Source organism: Sphaerisporangium cinnabarinum (genome assembly GCF_055567015.1).
Genome location: NZ_JBVHRG010000004.1, coordinates 1 through 18,874, shown reverse-complemented (window position 1 = coordinate 18,874; position 18,874 = coordinate 1). Strand labels below are relative to the sequence as shown.

15 protein-coding genes and 1 pseudogene are annotated in these 18,874 nt (G+C 76.2%); 3 read left to right on the top strand and 13 right to left on the bottom strand.

Going from position 1 to position 18,874, the window contains the following annotated elements:
- Positions 1 to 90: 90 nt before the first annotated feature.
- Positions 91 to 879 (bottom strand): DNA glycosylase AlkZ-like family protein, encoded by a 789-nt coding sequence (locus ACZ4MO_RS07315; RefSeq protein ID WP_175008664.1) that lies wholly within the window; start codon positions 877 to 879, stop codon positions 91 to 93.
- 204 nt (positions 880 to 1,083) lie between these two features.
- Here ACZ4MO_RS07315 and ACZ4MO_RS07310 point away from each other — a divergent pair, with 204 nt between their 5' ends.
- The 3 genes from ACZ4MO_RS07310 (at position 1,084) to ACZ4MO_RS07300 (ending at position 3,861) form a co-directional block, all read left to right on the top strand.
- On the top strand, positions 1,084 to 2,040 hold the full coding sequence (locus ACZ4MO_RS07310; RefSeq protein WP_175008665.1) for an ATP-binding cassette domain-containing protein: 957 nt from the start codon (positions 1,084 to 1,086) through the stop codon (positions 2,038 to 2,040).
- A complete protein-coding gene (locus ACZ4MO_RS07305; protein ID WP_175008666.1) occupies positions 2,037 to 2,840 on the top strand; it encodes an ABC transporter permease in 804 nt (267 codons plus the stop codon). The genes ACZ4MO_RS07310 and ACZ4MO_RS07305 overlap by 4 nt, the downstream gene beginning before the upstream one ends.
- 67 nt (positions 2,841 to 2,907) lie before the next feature.
- Positions 2,908 to 3,861: a COX15/CtaA family protein gene (locus ACZ4MO_RS07300; RefSeq protein WP_175008667.1), complete on the top strand. Its 954-nt coding sequence runs from the start codon at positions 2,908 to 2,910 to the stop codon at positions 3,859 to 3,861.
- Between the two features lie 770 nt (positions 3,862 to 4,631).
- Here ACZ4MO_RS07300 and ACZ4MO_RS07295 read toward each other — a convergent pair.
- The 12 genes and pseudogenes from ACZ4MO_RS07295 to ACZ4MO_RS07240 all read right to left on the bottom strand — a co-directional run bounded on the left by ACZ4MO_RS07295 (position 4,632) and on the right by ACZ4MO_RS07240 (position 17,849).
- Positions 4,632 to 5,267 carry an NUDIX domain-containing protein gene (locus ACZ4MO_RS07295; protein ID WP_175008668.1) on the bottom strand — a complete coding sequence of 212 codons (636 nt, stop codon included), beginning with the start codon at positions 5,265 to 5,267 and terminating at the stop codon, positions 4,632 to 4,634.
- Entirely contained in the window at positions 5,268 to 6,941 is a 1,674-nt protein-coding gene (gene pyrG, locus ACZ4MO_RS07290; protein WP_255181295.1) for a CTP synthase, read from the bottom strand.
- Positions 6,942 to 7,011: 70 nt separating this feature from the next.
- Positions 7,012 to 8,646: a murein biosynthesis integral membrane protein MurJ gene (murJ, locus tag ACZ4MO_RS07285; RefSeq protein WP_255437142.1), complete on the bottom strand. Its 1,635-nt coding sequence runs from the start codon at positions 8,644 to 8,646 to the stop codon at positions 7,012 to 7,014.
- The gene (locus tag ACZ4MO_RS07280; RefSeq protein WP_186810410.1) at positions 8,643 to 9,482 is read right to left on the bottom strand and encodes a hypothetical protein; all 840 of its coding nucleotides are present in this window, start codon (positions 9,480 to 9,482) and stop codon (positions 8,643 to 8,645) included. The genes murJ and ACZ4MO_RS07280 overlap by 4 nt, the downstream gene beginning before the upstream one ends.
- 1 nt (position 9,483) lies before the next feature.
- Positions 9,484 to 10,578: a copper transporter gene (locus ACZ4MO_RS07275; protein WP_175008669.1), complete on the bottom strand. Its 1,095-nt coding sequence runs from the start codon at positions 10,576 to 10,578 to the stop codon at positions 9,484 to 9,486.
- Positions 10,579 to 10,702: 124 nt separating this feature from the next.
- Positions 10,703 to 11,890 carry a putative cytokinetic ring protein SteA gene (gene steA / locus ACZ4MO_RS07270; protein WP_021482582.1) on the bottom strand — a complete coding sequence of 396 codons (1,188 nt, stop codon included), beginning with the start codon at positions 11,888 to 11,890 and terminating at the stop codon, positions 10,703 to 10,705.
- A gap of 6 nt (positions 11,891 to 11,896) precedes the next feature.
- Positions 11,897 to 13,627: a DNA repair protein RecN gene (gene recN, locus ACZ4MO_RS07265; protein WP_175008670.1), complete on the bottom strand. Its 1,731-nt coding sequence runs from the start codon at positions 13,625 to 13,627 to the stop codon at positions 11,897 to 11,899.
- A gap of 2 nt (positions 13,628 to 13,629) precedes the next feature.
- Positions 13,630 to 14,631, bottom strand: coding sequence for an NAD kinase (locus tag ACZ4MO_RS07260; protein WP_175008671.1), 1,002 nt, complete (start codon positions 14,629 to 14,631; stop codon positions 13,630 to 13,632).
- A 224-nt stretch (positions 14,632 to 14,855) separates the two neighbouring features.
- Positions 14,856 to 15,689: pseudogene (locus ACZ4MO_RS07255) on the bottom strand (TlyA family RNA methyltransferase); the annotation flags it as partial.
- A complete protein-coding gene (locus ACZ4MO_RS07250) occupies positions 15,686 to 15,889 on the bottom strand; it encodes a hypothetical protein (protein ID WP_085388060.1) in 204 nt (67 codons plus the stop codon). The gene ACZ4MO_RS07250 and the pseudogene ACZ4MO_RS07255, both read right to left, overlap by 4 nt.
- Positions 15,890 to 16,038: 149 nt before the next feature.
- Positions 16,039 to 17,061 (bottom strand): HAD-IIA family hydrolase, encoded by a 1,023-nt coding sequence (locus tag ACZ4MO_RS07245; protein ID WP_175008672.1) that lies wholly within the window; start codon positions 17,059 to 17,061, stop codon positions 16,039 to 16,041.
- Complete coding sequence (locus ACZ4MO_RS07240; RefSeq protein ID WP_255437144.1) at positions 17,058 to 17,849, bottom strand: tetratricopeptide repeat protein; 792 nt, start codon at positions 17,847 to 17,849, stop codon at positions 17,058 to 17,060. Before ACZ4MO_RS07240 ends, ACZ4MO_RS07245 begins: the two co-directional genes overlap by 4 nt.
- Positions 17,850 to 18,874: the final 1,025 nt, after the last annotated feature.

The following is an 18,874-nucleotide window of genomic DNA, read 5'->3' as shown; positions in this document are numbered from 1 at the left end:
GTCCTTCCACTGTCCGTCGTTGCGGGCGGGGGCAGTCGGTACAGGTTCTTCGGGGGAGGTCGTACGGGCGGGGCGGGGTGCCCCTCGGGGTCAGGTCTCGCCCGACGACGGGCGCCCCCGCGCCCGGACGTCGTGGGCCAGGGCGGCTCGCGCCACCCGCGGTGCGGGGGCCGGGACGGAGATCCCGACCGGCACGTTCGTGGTGCACGCGTGCGCGCCGGTCGCGAGGGTCGCGAGGCGCTGCACGTGCGAGCCGAGCAGCTTGGCGAAGACCTGCGCCTCCGCCTCGCACAGCTGCGGGAACTCCTCGGCGACGTGCTGCACCGGGCAGTGCCCCTGGCACAGCTGGACGGCGGAGGTGCCGGGCACGGGGCGCACGCTCGCGGCGTAGCCGTCGTCAGCGAGGGCGGCGGCGAGCTGGGCCGCGCGGCCCTCGACGTCCGGCGCGTCGAGCCGGCCCGCGTAGCGGTCGGCGAGCTCGGACAGCCGGTCCTGGGCGAACCGCTCGACGGCGTCGGGGCCCGCGACGTCGCGCAGGTACCGCAGCGCCTGGGCGGCGAGGTCGGCGTACGTCCCGCTGAGCTCGCTCTGCCCGGCCGACGTCGTCACGTACCGGCGCGCGGGGCGGCCGCGCATCCCCGTGGGGTGCCCGGCGTCGTGGACGGCCACGAGGTCGTCCTCCTCGAGGAGCGCGAGGTGGCGGCGCACCGCGGCGGGCGTGAGGCCCAGCGTCGCGGCGAGGTCGCCGGCGCTGACGGGGCCCGCGCTCGCGACGAGCTCGAGCACGCGCTCGCGCGTGCGCCGGTCGACGTCGGTCGCGGGCGCGCCGGAGGGGGCGACGGTACGCAGCGCGTCCGGTCGGACCGCTCCTGCTCCCATGCTCACCTCCGTGGTCGGTCGGGGCACGCCTGCGCGCGCAGCGCCCTCGATATAGACAACATGGTTGTTCCCTAATTGTTCCGGCGCAAGCAAGGCGACCCTCAGACGGGTCCTCGAGGCGGCCGGTGTGGCGTACGCGACACCCCGCGCGACCAGGGCGGCCGCGGGTCGGCGGGCGCGCGCGCTCCCCCTAGAATCGGCCGGGTGCCCGCCCCCGCCGTGCTCGTGCACGACCTCGTCAAGCGCTACGACGGTCGTGCCGTCGTCGACGGCGTGTCCCTCACCGCCGAGCGTGGCGCGATCACCGCGGTGCTCGGCCCCAACGGCGCCGGCAAGACCACCACGGTCGAGTGCTGCGAGGGCCTGCGCTCCCCCGACGCCGGGCGCGTCGAGGTGCTCGGGCTCCACCCCCTGACCGACGCGCGCGAGCTGCGCCCCCGGGTCGGCGTGATGCTCCAGGACGGCGGGCTGCCGACGGGCGTGCGCGCGCTGGAGATGCTGCGGCACGTCGCGTCGATGTACGCCCGCCCGCGCGACGTCGGCGAGCTCACCGAGCGCCTCGGGCTGGAGAGCTTCGCCCGCACCACCGTCCGGCGCCTGTCCGGCGGCCAGCGGCAGCGCCTCGCGCTCGCCGCGGCGATCGTCGGGCGACCCGAGGTCGTCTTCCTCGACGAGCCGAGCGCGGGCATGGACCCGCAGAGCCGCCACGCGGTGTGGGAGCTCGTGCGCGAGCTGCGCGCCGAGGGCGTGGGGATCGTCCTCACGACGCACCTCATGGACGAGGCGGAGGACCTCGCGGACCGGGTGTACGTCGTCGACCACGGCAAGGTCATCGCGGCGGGCGCGACGCGCGAGCTCCTCGAGTCCGGCGCCGACGGCGAGACCGACCGCACCGTGCGCGTCGAGGCGACGGCGGGCCTGGACCTCGCCGGCCTGCGCGACGCGCTCGCCGCGCGCGACGGCGCCCCCGGCCCGGAGGCGTGGTCCGTCGCCGAGCCGCAGCCCGGCTCGTACACCCTCACCGGCCCCGCCGACCCGGCGACGCTCGTCGCGCTGACGACGTGGCTCGCCGCGCGCGGCGTCCTCGCGTCGCGCGTCACCGTGGGCCGCCGCACGCTCGAGGACGTGTTCCTCGACCTCACGGGACGGCACCTGCGATGACCGCGAACGAGAAGCCGTCGGCCACGACCGCGGCCCAGCGACCGGCCGGGACCGAGCTCGCCGCGCCAGCGTGGCGCCGCGTCGCCGCCCAGACGGCGTTCGAGACCCGGATGATCCTGCGCAACGGGGAACAGCTGCTCGTGACGGTCATCCTGCCCGTCATGCTGCTGCTCGGCCTCGTGCTCACGTCGTTCGTCGACCTCGACACGGGCGGTGCGACGCGCGTCGACTTCGTGACGCCCGGCGTGCTCGCGCTCGCCGTGATGTCGACGGCGTTCACGTCCCAGGCCATCGCGACCGCGTTCGACCGCCGCAACGGCGTGCTGCGCCTCATGTCGACCACCCCCCTCGGCCGCGGGGGCCTGCTCGCGGGCAAGGTGCTGGGCGTGCTCGCGGTCGAGGTCGTGCAGGTCGTCGTCATCACCGCCGTCGCGCTCGCGCTCGGCTGGCGGCCCGACCTCGCGGGGATCCCGGCCGCGCTCCTCGCCGTCCTGCTCGGCACAGCCGCGTTCACGTCGCTCGCGATGCTGCTCGCGGGGACGCTGCGCGCCGAAGGCGTGCTCGCGGTCGCCAACCTCGTGCTCGTGCTCCTCACGGTCGGCGGGGGCGTGCTCGTCCCGGCGGACCAGCTGCCCGGGCCGCTCGCGCACGTCGCCCTGCTGCTCCCGTCGGGCGCGCTCGGCGAGGCGATGCGCGGCGCCCTGCTCGACGGGTCCGTGCCGCCGTTCTCCGTCGTCGTGCTGCTGGGCTGGACCGCCGCGCTCGGCTGGGGTGCCGGCAAGCTCTTCCGCTGGACCTGACCGGCCCGGGCACATCTCACACCCGCAGGATTCCGGGCCTGCGGGCACGTCCCGATACCGTGGGACCGTGAGCACCCCGCCCCCCGCGCTCGACCCCGGCACGACCGACCGCCCCGCCGGCGACGGCGGCACCCGACCGGACCGGCTCGCGCCGCTGCGCCGCTGGACCCGACCGGTGCTCGTCGCCAACCTCGTCGCGCAGATCGGCATCATCGTCACCGGTGGCGCGGTCCGGCTCACCGGCTCGGGCCTCGGCTGCTCCACGTGGCCGCAGTGCGAGCCCGGGCAGTTCGCGGCACGCTTCCACCCCGAGACGACGTACCACCAGTTCGTCGAGTACGGGAACCGCACGCTCACCGGGGTGCTGAGCGTCATCGCGATCGCGGCCCTCGTGCTCGTGTGGACCGACCGTTCCCGCGTCCTGTCCTACCGGCTCCTGGGCGCCGTGCCGCTCCTCGGCGTCGCCGCGCAGGCGATCATCGGCGGTGTCATCGTGCTGCTGCACCTGCACCCGGGCTGGGTGTCGCTCCACTTCGTGGTCTCGGCGGCGCTCGTGTCCGTCTCGTTGCTGCTGCTGCACCGCTCCGGCGAGGGCGACGGCCCGCCCGTCCCGACGGTCGCGCCGCGCCCGCGCCTGCTCGCGTGGGCGCTGTACGGGCTCACCGCCGTCGTCGTGGTCCTCGGCGTGATCGTCACGGGCGCAGGCCCGCACAGCGGCGACGAGGAGGTCGGGTACCGGTTCGCCGTCGACCCGGCGCTCATGAGCAAGGTGCACGCATGGGCCGTCTGGGTCTTCGTCGCCGTCCTCGTCGTGTACCTCGTGAGCGTCCGCCGCGGGCCGCAGGAGGTGCGCCGCGCCGCGTGGATCCTGCTCGCCATCACGCTCGCCCAGGGCGCGATCGGCTACGTCCAGTACTTCACGGGCCTGCCCGCGCTGCTCGTGGGCCTGCACATGCTCGGCTCCGCGCTCCTCGTCGCCGGGTCCACGCGCGTCGTCCTCACGACCCGCACGCGCGCCTGACACCGGGGCCCGGCGAGCGCAGCTCCGCGACCTGCGCGTCGAGCTGCATGGCATGTCCGCCGCGTCGTGCGACGCGGCGCTGAGCGCGGCCGTGCGCGCCACCTGCTCCGCCGCCTGGCGGGTCCGCTCCCGGCGCTCGCCCGCCCCGGGAACGTCCGTGCGCCGCGGCGGGGCTCCGGCGGCCACGGCGGCGTAGAGCTCGGCCGGCGCCGCGCCCGCGAGCTGTGCCGCGGTGGTGGCGCCGGCGGACGTCCCCACGGTGAGGCCCGCCGTCGTGACGTCGACCTCGGCGTGCGCCAGACCGGCGACGACACCGATCAGCCACGCGTTGCCGGTGGAGCCGCCGCCCCCGAGCACGAGGGCGCGCTCGCCCGCGTCGATCCGGGGACTGCCGCTGCCGGACCAGGGGTCGTGGCCCCCGTCGAGGAGCCCGGAGCAGAAGAGGGTGTGGTGGTGCTCAGGGGAGTCGCCTCTCGCGACGGTGCGGCGAGCGCTCCCGGGACGGCTACGGCCGTCGCGCGATCGTGGGCTGCGAGGGAGCGCCCGGTACGGACACAGCGTTCACGGGGCTCACCTCCTCGGCTCGGTGCACGACCGACATCGACGCCAGCGCGCCCGCCTCGGCGGGGCCGGGGCAGAACGGCACGAGACCGGGGCCGGTGGCCAGCCACGCCGGGGACGAGAGGCCGCGGCATGGCCCGACGTCGCTCGCGGCCGGGCCGTCGAGGACCGGACCGGTTCCTGGTCGGACCGGACCGGTCCGGTCGGCGTCAGCCCCCGCGGCGCTCCGGCCACGGTGCGTCGGCGGGGCGCAGGGAGGTCCAGCCGCCCGCGCGCGACGTCGCGGCCGCGAGGATCCCGACGACCGCCGACGGGTTGTGCAGCGCGCCACCGAGGACGGCGGCCACCGCGTCGTCGAGCGGGACCCACCGCACCTCCATGTCGAGCTCCTCGGCCTCGCGCTCGAACCGCTCGTCGTCCGGCACGGGCGACAGGTCGCGTGCCAGGAAGACCCGGAGCGCCTCGTTCGACCCGCCGGGCGTCGTGAAGTAGTCCACGAGCACGTCCCACCGCGACGCCCGCAGGTCCGCCTCCTCGGCGAGCTCGCGGGCCGCGGCGACGCGGCCGTCCTCGCCCACGACGTCGAGCAGGCCGGCGGGCACCTCCCACAGCTCGCGCCGCACCGGGTGGCGGTACTGGCGCAGCAGCAGGACGCGCTCGTCGGCGTCGAGGGCGACGATCGCGACCGCGCCGGGGTGGTCGAGGTACTCGCGCGTGACGCGGCCCCCGTCCCCGAGGTCGACGACGTCGGCCCGCAGGTCGAACACGCGGCCCTCGTGCACGACCGTCGTCTCGACGACCGGCCGGGGCGCGAGCGCGTCCACGACCGGGTGCTCGCCGGCCACTCAGTCCGCCTGGTTCTCGAGCGCGGCGCGGACGAGCCCGCTGAACAGCGGGTGCGAGCGCGTGGGGCGCGACTTGAACTCCGGGTGCGCCTGCGTGCTCACGTAGTACGGGTGGACGTCCGCGGGGAGCTCGACGAACTCGACGAGCGACGAGTCGGGCGACGTGCCGCTGATGACGAGCCCCGCCTCCTCGAGCTGCTTGCGGTAGGTGTTGTTCACCTCGTAGCGGTGGCGGTGGCGCTCCGTGACGCGCTCCGCGCCGTAGGTCTTCGCGACGACCGACCCCGGGGTGAGCGCGGCCTCGTAGGAGCCCAGGCGCATCGTGCCGCCGAGGTCGCCGTCGCCGCCGACGATCGCGAGCTGCTCCTCCATGGTCGCGATGACGGGGTGCGACGTGCCCGGGTCGAACTCGGTCGAGGACGCGTCGTCGATGCCGAGCACGTTGCGCGCGTACTCGATGACCATCGACTGCAGGCCCAGGCAGATGCCGAGCGTCGGGACCCTGTTCTCGCGCGCCCAGCGCAGCGCGCCGAGCTTGCCCTCGATGCCCCGCACGCCGAACCCGCCGGGCACGAGCACCGCGTCCACGCCGTGCAGCGCGTCGTCCGCGCCCTCGGGCGTCTGGCACTCGTCGGACGCGACCCAGCGGATCGTGACCTTCGCGTCGTTCGCGAACCCGCCGGCGCGCAGCGCCTCCGTGACGGAGAGGTACGCGTCCGGGAGGTCGATGTACTTGCCGACGAGCGCGACCTCGACGCGGTGGGCGGGCTGGTGCACGCGCTCGAGGAGCTGGCTCCAGCCGTCCCAGTCGACGTCGTGGAACGGCAGGCCGAGGCGGCGCACGACGTAGGCGTCGAGGCCCTCCGAGTGCAGCACGCGCGGGATGTCGTAGATGCTCGGCGCGTCGATCGCGTTGACGACCGCCTCGTTGTCGACGTCGCACATGAGGGCGATCTTGCGCTTCACCGGCTCGGGCACCACGCGGTCCGCGCGCAGCACGATCGCGTCGGGCTGGATGCCGATGGACCGCAGCGCCGCCACGGAGTGCTGCGTGGGCTTCGTCTTGAGCTCGCCCGACGGGCCGATGTACGGCACGAGCGACACGTGGAGGAAGAAGACGTCGTCCCGGCCGAGCTCGTGGCGCACCTGGCGGGCCGCCTCGAGGAAGGGCTGCGACTCGATGTCGCCGACGGTGCCGCCGATCTCGGTGATGATGACGTCGACGTCCTCACCGGCCTGGGCGCGCATGCGCGTCTTGATCTCGTCGGTGATGTGCGGGATGACCTGCACCGTGTCGCCGAGGTACTCGCCGCGCCGCTCGCGCGCGATCACCTGGGAGTAGACCTGGCCGGTCGTGACGTTCGCGGAGGCCTCGAGGTCGACGTCGAGGAAGCGCTCGTAGTGGCCGATGTCGAGGTCCGTCTCGGCGCCGTCCTCGGTGACGAACACCTCGCCGTGCTGGAACGGGTTCATCGTCCCGGGGTCGACGTTGAGGTACGGGTCGAGCTTCTGCATGGTGACGCGCAGGCCGCGCGAGCGGAGCAGACGACCGAGGCTGGACGCCGTGAGGCCCTTGCCGAGCGAGGAGGCGACGCCGCCGGTGACGAAGACGTGCGCGGTGCGGTGCTCGGTACGAGCGCCCGAGGCGTTGAGGCGGGAGGAGGGCCGGTTCAGGTGATCTGCCACGGAACTCCATCCTAACAGCGTGCCCGACGACGGCACGCGGACCCGAGGGTCGGTCCGCTCACACCGGGTGGCGCGGCGAGCCCGGCGCACCGCGGCGCAGGACGCCCAGGAGGGCCGCACGGTCGCCGGCCAGGGAGACGCCGACGACGACCACGCCCGCGACGAGGGCAGCCAGCACTCCGACGCCGACGGCGGACAGCCAGCCTGCGTCGTCGGGCAGCAGGGCGCTCGACAGCGCCGAGCCCGCGAGCGCGCCCAGCGCCACGCCGACCGCGACGACGACGAGCGTCCGCGGGACGCCGCGCGTCGCCTCCGGGCCGGCGTGGCGGCGCGTCGCGAGGAGCAGCCCCGCGCCCGCGACCGACATCCCCACCGCGGTCGCGAGGCCGAGCTGCAGGAGCACCCCGGCCTGGTCGCGGGCACCCGTGAGGGCGGGGAGCACGTACGCGGTCGCCGCGACGACGAGCCAGCCCGCGGCGGTCACGACGACGGCGACCCGCTGGCGGTCGATCGTGTACAGCGCGCGCGACAGGTGCAGGACCAGCGAGAACCCGACGATGCCCACCGCCATCGCGGCGACCGCTCCCCCGAGCCCGTCGACCGAGCCCGTCGCGATGCGGGCGAAGACCGCCTCGACGGCCGCCGACGCGGCGATCAGCGCGGCGACGCCGAGCCCCGCCACGACGAGCAGCGTGCGCGTCGTGGTCGCGAGCAGGCGCCGGTAGGCGTCGTGCCGGGCGTGCGCGACGTGCTCCGCGAGGCGCGGGAACGTGCTCGTCGCGAGCGGGAAGGCCAGCACCGCGTACGGGAGCAGGTAGACCTGCTGGGCGTACCAGTAGGTCGGGAAGGTCTGCTCCGGCCCGAACCGGTAGGCGGCGCCCATGATCGCGAGCACCGAGAGCTGCTGCGCGACGAGCGCCCCGACGCCCGCGAACGCCAGGTTGCGCGCCCGGACCGCCTCGCCGCCCGGGAAGCGCAGCGTGGGCCGCAGGCGGACGCCCAGCCGGTGCACGGGGAGCACGAGGGGCAGCGCGAGGACGGCCACTCCCGCCGTCGTGCCCCAGCCGAGCCACGCGATGGCCTGGCCCGACAGCTCGGCGACGTCCTTCTGGTTGCCGCCCGCGAGACCCGCGAACACGAGGAGGACGACGATGACCGCGACGCTCGACAGGAGCGGCGAGAACGCCTGCCAGAAGAACCGCTTGTGGGCCTGGAGGATGCTCCCGAGCACGACCGCGAGCCCGTAGAGCGGCACCTGCAGGGCGAACACGCGCACGAAGGTCGCCGTGACGTCGACGAGCTCGGGGTGCTCGCGCATGAGGAGGCCGGCGATCGGCTGCGCGAGGAGCGCGAGCAGCCCCCCGAGCGGGACGAGCACGACGAGCGTCCACCCGAGCAGGGCCGACGCGATGCGCGACACCTCGGTGCCCGCGCGCCGGACGATCGGCCCGGCGAGGAGGGGGACCACCGAGCCGGCGAGCGCACCGCCCGCGGCGACCTCGAACAGCACGTTCGGCAGCAGGTTCGCGGCCGTGAACGCCGACCCGACGCCCTCGGTGCCGACGGCGGCGGACTGCACGAGCGACCGCGCGAACCCGACGAGCCGGCTCGCGACCGTCACGAGCGTGATCATCGCGGCGGCGCCCGCCAGGGTGCCCGTGGCGGCGCGCAGCCGCCCCGCCCGCGCGCTCACGCCGGGCGCCGGCCCCACGTGTCCACGCGCCGCAGCACGCCGTTGCCCTCGATGACCTTCGAGAAGCTCACCTTCTCGCTCGCGAGGGTGAGCCCCACGACGCCCGCGAGCGCGAGCCAGCGCACCGGGCGGGGCGCGGTGAGCGCGACCTGGGAGCCGAGCGCGGCACCGAGCGCGTTCGCGCCGCAGTCGCCGAGCATGTCGCGCTCGCCGAGGTCCCCCGGCGCCGCGGCGACCGCCGCGCCGAGGACGGCACCCGTCGTCGGCGCCGCGGCGGTGCCGAGGTACGGGAGCGACGCCATCCCGGCGGCCTTGAGGGCGCGCCCCGGGCGAAGGTCGAGGAGGTTGAGCAGGTTCGCGGTGCCGGCCATGAGCGCGCCGTTCACGCCCACGTCCACGAGGTGCCCGAACGCCCCGCCCGTGCGGCGCGTGCCGATCGCCGCGGCGACGAGCGAGACGCCGCTGATCCCGAGGATCTTCAGCGCACCCGTCGTGACCCGACCCTGCGCCAGCGCTCCGAGGTGGCCGCGCAGCCCCTTCGTGCGGCTCGTCGTGTCCTCCGCGAGGTCGTCGACGAGGCCGAACGTGCCCGCGCTGGCCGTCGCGAGGGCGACCGCCGCGCGCGTGCGGGCGTCGCCGCCCGCCGCGAGCGTGCCGGCGACGAGGCCGGCCGCCACGGCCGGGCCCTCGAGCAGGCTGATCGGCTCGCCCCGGTGGTTGGTCCGGGTCCAGCGCTCCGCGCCCCCGGGCGCGCGCGACCCGGCCGCGCGGCGTGCCACGGTGGTCACCGTCGCGGCGACGCCGGCGGCCGCGAGCGTGCGCAGCGCGCGCCCCACGTCAGCCCTCCCCCGCGCCGGCGTCGGCCTGCTCGACGTCGGCCCCGGCACCGGCCGGGGCGCCCGCGGCGTCGCCCGCCGCGGCGTCCTGCGCGCCCGCGGGGGACGCCGTCGTGCGCGTCACCGGCGGGAGCTCGACCGCGGGCGGGAGGACGGCCGTCGCGCTCTCCTCGAACCCGAACTGACCCACCTGGTCCGCGAGCCGTGCCGCGAGCGCGAGCGGGACGTTGATCCGGCCCGGCTCGGCCTCGATGCCGCTGACGGTCGAGACCGTCGAGGCGAGGTCCTCGTTCGCGCGGATCGTCGAGACGACGTCGCCCGAGACCGCCGTGGGGCCGGCGACCAGCGCGGCGCCTGCGACGTCCTGCGCGGCGACGGCCACCTGGACCTCGATGTCGACCGCGTACGTGTCGGGTGCGGGCGGCTCCTCGCCCTCCGCGGCGGGGGTCGCCGGCGAGGGAGCGGAGCCCGCGAGCAGCAGGACCACGTCCGCCGGGAGGGTCTGCTCGGAGACCACGTCGACGAGCGCGAAGCGCTCGAGCAGCGCCTCGAGCTCGACCGCCTCGGGGCTGCGCTCCTCCGTGCTCGACGGCGCCGCCCCGGTGAGCGAGAGCGCGAGCGCGCGCGACAGGCGCTGCTCGGGGGTCGCGTCCTGCGGGACGTCGCCGAGCTTGTCGCCGAGGCCCTCGGCCACCGTCTGCCGCGCGCTCTCCTCGTCCTGGCTCGTCCACGAGTCCGTGAGGCGCACGTGCCCGACGACGGACGCGCCCGCCGTCTCGAGCTGCGCGGTGACGGCGTCGTCGCGCTCGTCGTCCGCGCCGTCCAGGTCGACGACCGCCACGCGACGGTCCTGGAGGGACCCCGCCACGAGCTGCGGCCCCGCGGCCTCGATGTACCGCGCGTCGTCGCCGAGCGTGACGTTGGCCTGGTCGAGCTGGTCGCGCAGCTCGTTGCGCTCGGTGCGCAGCTGCTCGACCTGCCCGGTGAGCTGGTCGCCGATCGCGCCCTGGAGCGGGCCCGCGCCGAGGATGATCCCCACGGCGAGCGCCAGGAAGACCGAGATCAACGAGACGATGTGGTACCTGAAGTCGATCACTGTGCGGTGGTGTCCTTCGGTTCGAGCTGCTGCGTGCTGGCAAGGGTCAGGGTCGGCGCCGTCCGCCGGAGGGCACGCGCCGGAGGCACGTGCGCGGGCCGTCGACGACGACGGCCCGGCGGGCTCAGCCGCCGCCCGAGAAGAGCGTCCCGATCCACGACCACAGGTCGTCGAACCGGGCGCCCACGATCCCGAAGAACGTCTGGCCCGCGGCCGTCGACCACAGCGCCGCGACGACGGCGAGGAGCCCGGCGATCGAGAGGAGCCAGAGCTGGAGGTTGGAGATCCGGTGCCGGTACAGGCGCGACACGCCCTTGGCGTCGACGAGCTTGCCGCCGACCCGGAGCCGGGTGAGGAACGTGCTCGCCATGCCCGCGCGGCCCTTGTCGAGGAACTCGACGAGCGTCGCGTGCGTGCCGACGGCGACGATGACCTCGGCGCCCTTGTCGTCGGCGAGGAGCATCGCGATGTCCTCGCTCGTGCCGGTCGCCGGGAAGACGACGGGCTCGACGCCGAGCTCCTGCACGCGCTCGAGGCCGGGCGCCTTGCCGTCGCGGTAGGCGTGCACGACGATCTCCGCGCCGCTGCTCAGCGCGCGGTCGGAGACCGAGTCCATGTCCCCGACGATCATGTCGGGCTTCCACCCTGCGTCGAGGATCGCGTCCGCGCCGCCGTCCACGCCGATGAGCACCGGCCGGTACTCCGTGATGTAGGGACGCAGCGTCGCGAGGTCCTCGCGGTAGTGGTAGCCCCGCACGACGATGAGGACCTGACGCCCCTCGATGGACGTGCGGATGTCCGGGACGCCGACGCCGTCGAGCAGCAGGTCCCGCTCGCGGCGCAGGTAGTTCATCGTGTTCTCGGCGAACGACTCGATCTCGACCGAGAGGTTCGCGCGCGCCTCCTCGAGGCTGCGCGCGACCGTCTCCTCGCTCTGCAGCACGCCCTCGGCGACGAGGTCGTCTCCCAGGTACACCTTGCCACCGTCGAGCCGCACCACGCGGCCCTCGGGGATCGCCATGATCGCGGGGCCGAGGTCGTCGACGAGCACGATGCCGGCCTCGACGAGGACGTCGGGGCCGAGGTTCGGGTAGCGGCCCGAGACCGACTTGGCCGCGTTGAGCACGGCGGACGGCTTCGCGGCGACGAGCGCGTCGGCGGCGACCCGGTCGATGTCGACGTGGTCGATCACCGCGACGTCCCCCGGGTTGAGCCGCTTGGTGAGCGCCTTGGTGCGCGCGTCGACCTTGGCCGGGCCGAGCGTGCCGGACCCGGCCTCCGGCAGGGAGGCTTTGCGCAGAGTGAGTCTCATCGTGCCCTATCGTCCCACGACCGACGACTCCAGAAGCTCCACCGCGTGGCGGCGGGCCGCGTCCGAGTCCTCCTGGCCCGAGAGCATCCGCGCAAGCTCGCGGACGCGCTCCTCCCCCGTGACCTCGCGCACACCGGTGACCGTGACCGCGGTCGACGGGTCGCCCTCGCCCGACGCCTTCGTGACGACGAGCTGCACGTCCGCGAACGCGGCGACCTGCGCGAGGTGGGTGACGACGACGACCTGGGTGCGCCGCGCGAGCGACGCGAGCCGGCGCCCCACCTCCACGGCCGCCTTGCCCCCGACCCCCGCGTCGACCTCGTCGAACACGAACGTGGGCAGCACCTGCCCGGTGCCGTCGACGGCGGCCGTCGCGAGCGCGACCTCGATCGCGAGCATGACGCGCGAGAGCTCGCCGCCCGACGCGCCCTTGCCGAGCGGGCGCGCGGGCGCGCCGGCGTGCGCGACGAGCGAGAACGTCACGGCGTCGACGCCCCACGGGCCGGGCTCCTCGGCGCGCTCGACGTCGACGACGAGGCTCGCGCCTCCCATGGCGAGCCCGCGCAGCTCCTCGGTCACGGCCGTCGCGAGCTCGGCGGCGGCCCGCTCGCGCGAGGCCGTGATCGCCGTGCCGAGCCGGTCCAGCTCCGCGTCGAGCTCGTCGCGGCGTGCCGTCGCGGCCTGGAGCCGCTCCCCGCCGTCGTCCAGGTCCAGGAGCCGCAGCCCCGCGTCGCTCGCCCAGGCGAGGACGTCGTCGACCGTCTCCCCATAGCTGCGCGTGAGCGTCCCCAGCTCGGCGAGGCGCGCGTGCGCGGACTCGAGGCCGGCCGGGTCCGCCGCCAGGTCCTCGACGTAGCCGGAGATCTCCGTCGCGACGTCCGCGAGCACGTAGCCCACCTCGGCGAGCCGCTCGGCGAGGCGCGCGAGCGCCGGGTCCGTCCCGGCCACCGACTCGAGCGCGCGGCGCGCGCGGTCGACCGACACGACGGCGTTCTCCTGCGGCTCGGCGGCCTCGTCGCCCGCGACGGCGTCGTGCGCGAGCTGCGCGGCGACCCGGAGCTCCTCGACGTTCCCGAGCCGCGCGACGAGCGCGGTGAGCTCGACGTCCTCGCCCGGCTGGGGCGCGACCCGCTCGACCTCGGCGAGCCCGAGGCGCAGCAGCTCCGCCTCCCGGGCACGCTCGCCCGCGCGCGTCTCGATGTCGTCGATCTGCGCCTGCAGCGCCGACCGCTCGGCCCACGCCTCGCGATACTGCCCGAGGAGATCGGCGTGCTGCGGCCCGGCGAACGCGTCGAGCGCCACGCGTTGACGGCTCGCGGTGCGCAGCCGGAGCTGGTCCGACTGCCCGTGCACCGTGACGAGGTCGTCGGCGATCTCCGCCAGGACGCCCTGGGGGACGCTGCGCCCGCCGAGGTGCGCGCGCGAGCGGCCCTCCGCGGCCACCGTGCGCAGGATGACGACCGAGCCGTCGTCGTCCACCTGCCCGCCCGCGTCGTCGACGCGCTGCGCGACCGCCGGTCGGTCCGCGACGCGCACCCGGCCCTCCACGACGGCGCTCGCCGCGCCCGGGCGCACCGTCGCCGGGTCCGCCTTGCCGCCCATGAGCAGGCCGAGGCCGGTGAGGACCATCGTCTTGCCGGCACCCGTCTCGCCCGTGATCACCGTCAGCCCGGCGCCGACCGGGACGCGCGCCGACCGGATGACCCCGAGGTTCTCGATCGCGATCTCCTCGAGCACGCTCACTCCTCCTCGTCCGTGGTGCCCCCGTCGCCGGGGCGCCTGCCCGTCTCGCCCGCGCCGCCCGGAGCGGCCGCGGCGCGCTCCGCGGCGGTGCCCGCCGTCGCGGCGACGCTCGCCGCACGCTCGCGCCACCCGACCACCGGCAGCGAGAACTTCGACACCAGCCGGTCCGTGAACGGCGCCGTGCTCAGGCGCGCGAGACGCAGCGGCGTGTCGGAGCGCCGCACCTCGACGCGCGAGCCGTTCGGCAGGTCGATGCGGCGCCGGCCGTCGCACGTGAGGACGCCCGACGACGCCGAGTCCGGCAGCACGTCCACCGTGATCGTCGACCGGGGACCGACGACGAGCGGGCGCGCGAACAGCGCGTGCGCCGCGAGCGGCACGACGAGCACGGCGTCGACCTCGGGCCACATCACGGGGCCGCCGGCCGAGAACGCGTGCGCCGTCGAGCCCGTCGCCGTGGCCGTGATGACGCCGTCGCACCCGAACGACGAGAGCGGACGGCCGTCGACGCCGAGCACGACCTCGATCATCCGCTCGCGCTGCGCCTTCTCCACCGTCGCCTCGTTGAGCGCCCAGCCGACGAGCGGCTCCGGCTCGCCCGGCAGGTAGGCGCGGACCTCGACGATCGTGCGCTCCTCGACCGTGTAGTCGAACGCCGCGAGGCGGCCCACCGCCGCGCGCAGGTCCTCGCGCTCGCTCTCCGCGAGGAACCCGACGTGGCCGAGGTTCACCCCCAGCAGCGGCACGCCCGTGCCGTGGGTGAGCTCCGCCGCGCGCAGGATCGTGCCGTCGCCGCCGAGCACGATGACGACCTCGGACTCCGCGACGCCCTCGCGCGCCCGCGTGCGCGCCATGTGGTCGCCGAACGTCTCCGCGAGGTCGTCGTCGTGCAGCGTCACCTCGAAACCGGCGCGCTCGAGCTCGCTCACCGCCTCGTGCAGCGCGACGACCGCCTCGGGGCGGCCGCCGTGGGTGACGATCAGGACGCGTCGCGTCACGCTGCTCCTCCGGTCAGGGGTCGGTCGGTGGTCGGGGCCGCACCCGGTGCGGCGTGCGGTGCCGGCGGCGGGACGGCCGCGGCGGAGGGTCGATCGGGCGGTTCGGTGGACAGCTCGGCGGACGGGCCCACGGTGCGGGCGACCGCGACGACCGGGGGCGGGCCGCCGTCGGGCCCGGGCTGCCACGCGACGGCCTGCGCCGCGGCGCCCTCGAGCGCCTCGTCCTCGAACGCCGCGCCGTCGGCCCGGCCCGGGTCCCCCGCGCGCAGCCACCAGAAGTACTCGCGGTTGCCGCTCGGACCGGGGAGCGGGCTCGGCACGACGGCGAGCGGCCGCAGCCCGACCAGCGCGGCGTGCCGCGCGACCGCGGCGACGACCTCGACGTGCAGCGCGGGGTCGCGGACGACCCCGCCGCTGCCGAGCCGCTCGCGGCCGACCTCGAACTGGGGCTTCACCAGCAGCAGGAGGTCCGTCCCGGGCCCGACGACGCCGGCCACGGCGGGCAGGACCATCGCCAGCGAGATGAACGAGAGGTCGCCGACCACGACGTCGGGCACGACGCCCACGTGCTCGGGCGACAGGTCGCGCACGTTGAGCCCCTCGTGCACGACGACGCGCGGGTCGGCCCGCAGCGCGGGCACCAGCTGGTCGTGGCCCACGTCGACCGCGACGACCTCGCGCGCGCCGCGCCGCAGCAGCACGTCGGTGAACCCACCCGTGGACGCGCCGAGGTCGAGGCATCGCGCACCGTCGACGACCGGGGCACGGGGCAGCCCCCCGGCCTCCGCCGAGCCTGCACGACCGGCCGCGTCCAGCGCGTCGAGCACGCCCGCGAGCTTGAACGCGGCCCGGGACGCATAGCCTGGGTCGTGCGGGTCGGGCGTCACCGCCACGAGGTCCTCGGAGCCGACGGCGGTCGACGGCTTGGTCAGCACCGTCCCGGCGCGCGTCACCCGGCCCGCCGCGACGAGCTCGGCCGCGTGCCGCCGTGACCGTGCGAGCCCGCGCCGGACGAGCTCGCCGTCCAGCCGGGCGCCGTCCCGCTCCCCCACGCTCAGTCCTCCGCGCGGGCCAGCTCGGCGACCAGCGCGTCGTGCACGGCCTCCAGCACCCCCACGTGGTCAGCCGTCGCGAGGCCGTCCAGCTCGGCGAGCCGAGCGAGGACCGGTTCGAGCGACACCTCGGCGTCGCCGACGCGCGCGTCGGCCGCACGGCCAGGGGGCGGACCGGGCACGGGTCGCTGCGGACCGTCCGTCATGTCCTGCCTCCTGTCTGGTCGCGCGTCACCCGGAGCGTCGCCCCGGGACCGCGGACCACGCTACCGGTAGCGTCCCACGGACGAGGGCGCGCGGTGCCGGAAGCACGCCGCGCGCCGTGCGCCGCCGCGGTGATCCGCCCCGCGTGCCGTCAGTGCGTCCCCACCGGGAGGTCGGGGACGCCCGCCGGGTCGACGGGCAGCCCGTCGTCGACCGCCGCCCAGGCGGCCGACGCCGCGGCTCGCACCGTGTCGACCGTCGCCGCGCCGCGCACGTCCAGGCGGAGCGCGCCGTCCTCGACGCGGGCCGCGCTGTCCCCGCACGCCCACCAGCCCTCGGCGTCGCGCTCGGGCGCGGGGTGCGGTTCGAGGAGGCTGCGCAGGTCCGCGCCCACGTAGTGCGGACGCAGCCCGGGCTCCGCGAGGATCGCGTCCCGCGCGGTGCTCACGCCCGTGAGGACGTGCAGACCGGGATAGCCCCCGGCCCGCGCTCCCGCGAGGTCGGTGTCCAGCCGGTCGCCGACGACGAGCGGCGCCTGCGCACCCGCCCGGTCGATCGCGAGGCCGTACATCGTGGGCGACGGCTTGCCCGCGCTGTCGGGCGTCACGCCCGTCGCGGCGCGCACCGCCCCGACGAGCGACCCGTTGCCCGGGGCGAAGCCGCGCGCGGTCGGGAGCGACAGGTCGAGATTGCTCGCCACGTGCCACGCGCCGCGCTGGACGGCGTAGGCGGCCTCGGCGAGCTGGGTCCAGCCGAGCTCGGGCGCGAACCCCTGCGCGACGGCGTCGGGCTCGTCGTCCGCGCTCTCCACGACGACGAAGCCCGCCTCGCGCACCGCCGTCAGCAGGCCCGCACCGCCGATGACGAGCACGCGCGCCCCCGGCTCGAGCCGGGTGCGCAGGAGCGCCGCGGCGGCCTGCGCCGCGGTCATCACCTCGTCCGGCGTCGTCGGGATGTCGAGACCGGTGAGCTGCTCGGCGACCGACTCCGGCTCGCGGGACGCGTTGTTCGTCACGAACACCAGCCGCATCCCGCGCCCCCGCGCGGCCGTGAGGCCCTCGGACGCGTGCTCGATCGGCTCGTGCCCGCGGTACGCGACACCGTCGAGGTCGACGAGCGCGAGGTCGTAGCGGTCGGCGAGCGCGACGTCGCTCGCGAGCAGGCCGGCGGTCACCGGTCGCCCCCGTCCGTCGGCCGCTCATCCGGGTCGGACGACGCCGACCCGGTCTCGGCCTCGTCAGGAGCGGCCTCGGGCTCGCCGGTCGAGGCGTCCGGCTCGTCGCCCGTGACGTCCGAGTCCTCGTCCTCCTCCTCGAGCTCCTCGCTCAGGTCGTAGACGACGACGTCCTCGTCCTCCTCGCCCAGCGCGGCGGCCAGCAGGCGCGCGTCGATGCCGGCGAGAATCTCGGCGGCCTCCTCCGTGCGGCCGGCGAGCTCCAGGACGGACGCGCGCGCCTGGAGCACGCGCGCGCCGAGCTCGCCGCCGCGACCGACCGGCGGCACGTTGTCGAGCACGGCGAGGGCCGCGTCGAGCTCACCGAGGTCGACGCGCGCGCCGCTCACGACGATCGCCAGCTCGGTCCGGCCGACGTCGTCCAGGGTCGCGGCCTCGTCCGACGACGCGAGGGCGAGCGCACGCTCGGGACGCCCCAGACCGCGCTCGCAGTCGGCCATGATCGGCAGGTGCTCGGAGGACCCGTTGAGGCGGCGCACCGTGCGCAGCTCACGCAGCGCCTCGGCGTACCGTCCGGTCCGGTAGGCGGTCAGCCCCGCGGCCTCGCGCGCGACGTCGACCCGTCCGGCACGACGCACCGCGGCCTGGGCGTGCTCGTACGCGAGCTCCGGGTCGGTGTCGATGAGGCGGCCCGCCATGACGAGGTGGCGCCCGACGACCTCGGCGGTGTCCTTGCTCAGCGTCCGGAGCCTGCCGCGCGCTGCGCGGTCGAGCTGGGAGATCTGCACGTCCTCGGGCAGGTCCGGGCCGGCAGGGTGCCGAGGCTCAGGACGTCGGTCGAAGCCCTCGCGGTCGCGGCCGGCCCCGGCGCGCGGGGCGTGGCCCCGGCGCTCTCCCCCGGGACGGTCACCGCCGCGGCGGTCGTCGCGCGGTCCGCCCGGTCCGCGACGCCCGCCCGCGGAGTCGCGCTCGAAGCGCCCGCGACCAGCGTCTCCGCCCCGTGCGGGACGGTCCGCACCGTCGCGCCACGGACGCGACCCGGCGTCACCGTCGCGGGGACGCGACCGGTCGTCGCGCGCTGCGCCGTACTCACGGCGCGGGCCGCGCGACGAGTCACCGCGCTCGCCCCACGTACCGCGACGGTCGGAGCGGTCCCCACCCCGTGCGTCGGCGGTCCCGCGGGAGCCGTCTCGTCGGTCGCGGTCCGGGCGCCCGCCCGAGCCGCGGCTCGCCCCGTCGCGTGCCGGACGATCGCTGCCCGGGCGGCCACGGTCGTCGTCGCGCCGACCGCGGTAGCCACCCTGGCCGCGGTCTCGCTGGTCCCCGGCACCACGGCCGGCTCCACGGGCGGGCCCGCCACGGCGGTCGCCCGACGGCGCGCCGCCCTCCCGACCACGTCCCGCACGGGGAGGTTCCTGCCGACCGTCACGGTCGCGTCGACCACCGCGGTCGTCGCCCGAGGACGGACGATCCGGCTCGGGCTCACGGGGGGTGTCGTTCACCGGGGTTCCCTCTCGTTCTGAAGTTTGCGCAGGCCATCCTCCCACGACGGGAGGACGAGGATCCTGCCCTGTCACAGGCGGTCCGCACATGATGCGGCGGCGCGGCGTCGCACCCGGCGGCCGACGAGCGGCGGCGTCCGCCAGACGTCGGCGACCCTCGCTCGCGCTCCGGGCGACGTGCGGCCTGCTGCGCCGCCGGCGATCCGGCGTGCTGGGTGCGGAAATGCCGAAGGCCCACCCCGTGTGGGGTGGGCCTTCGGTGAAGGGTTGTCCGGCGGCGTCCTACTCTCCCACCCCGTCTCCAGGGCAGT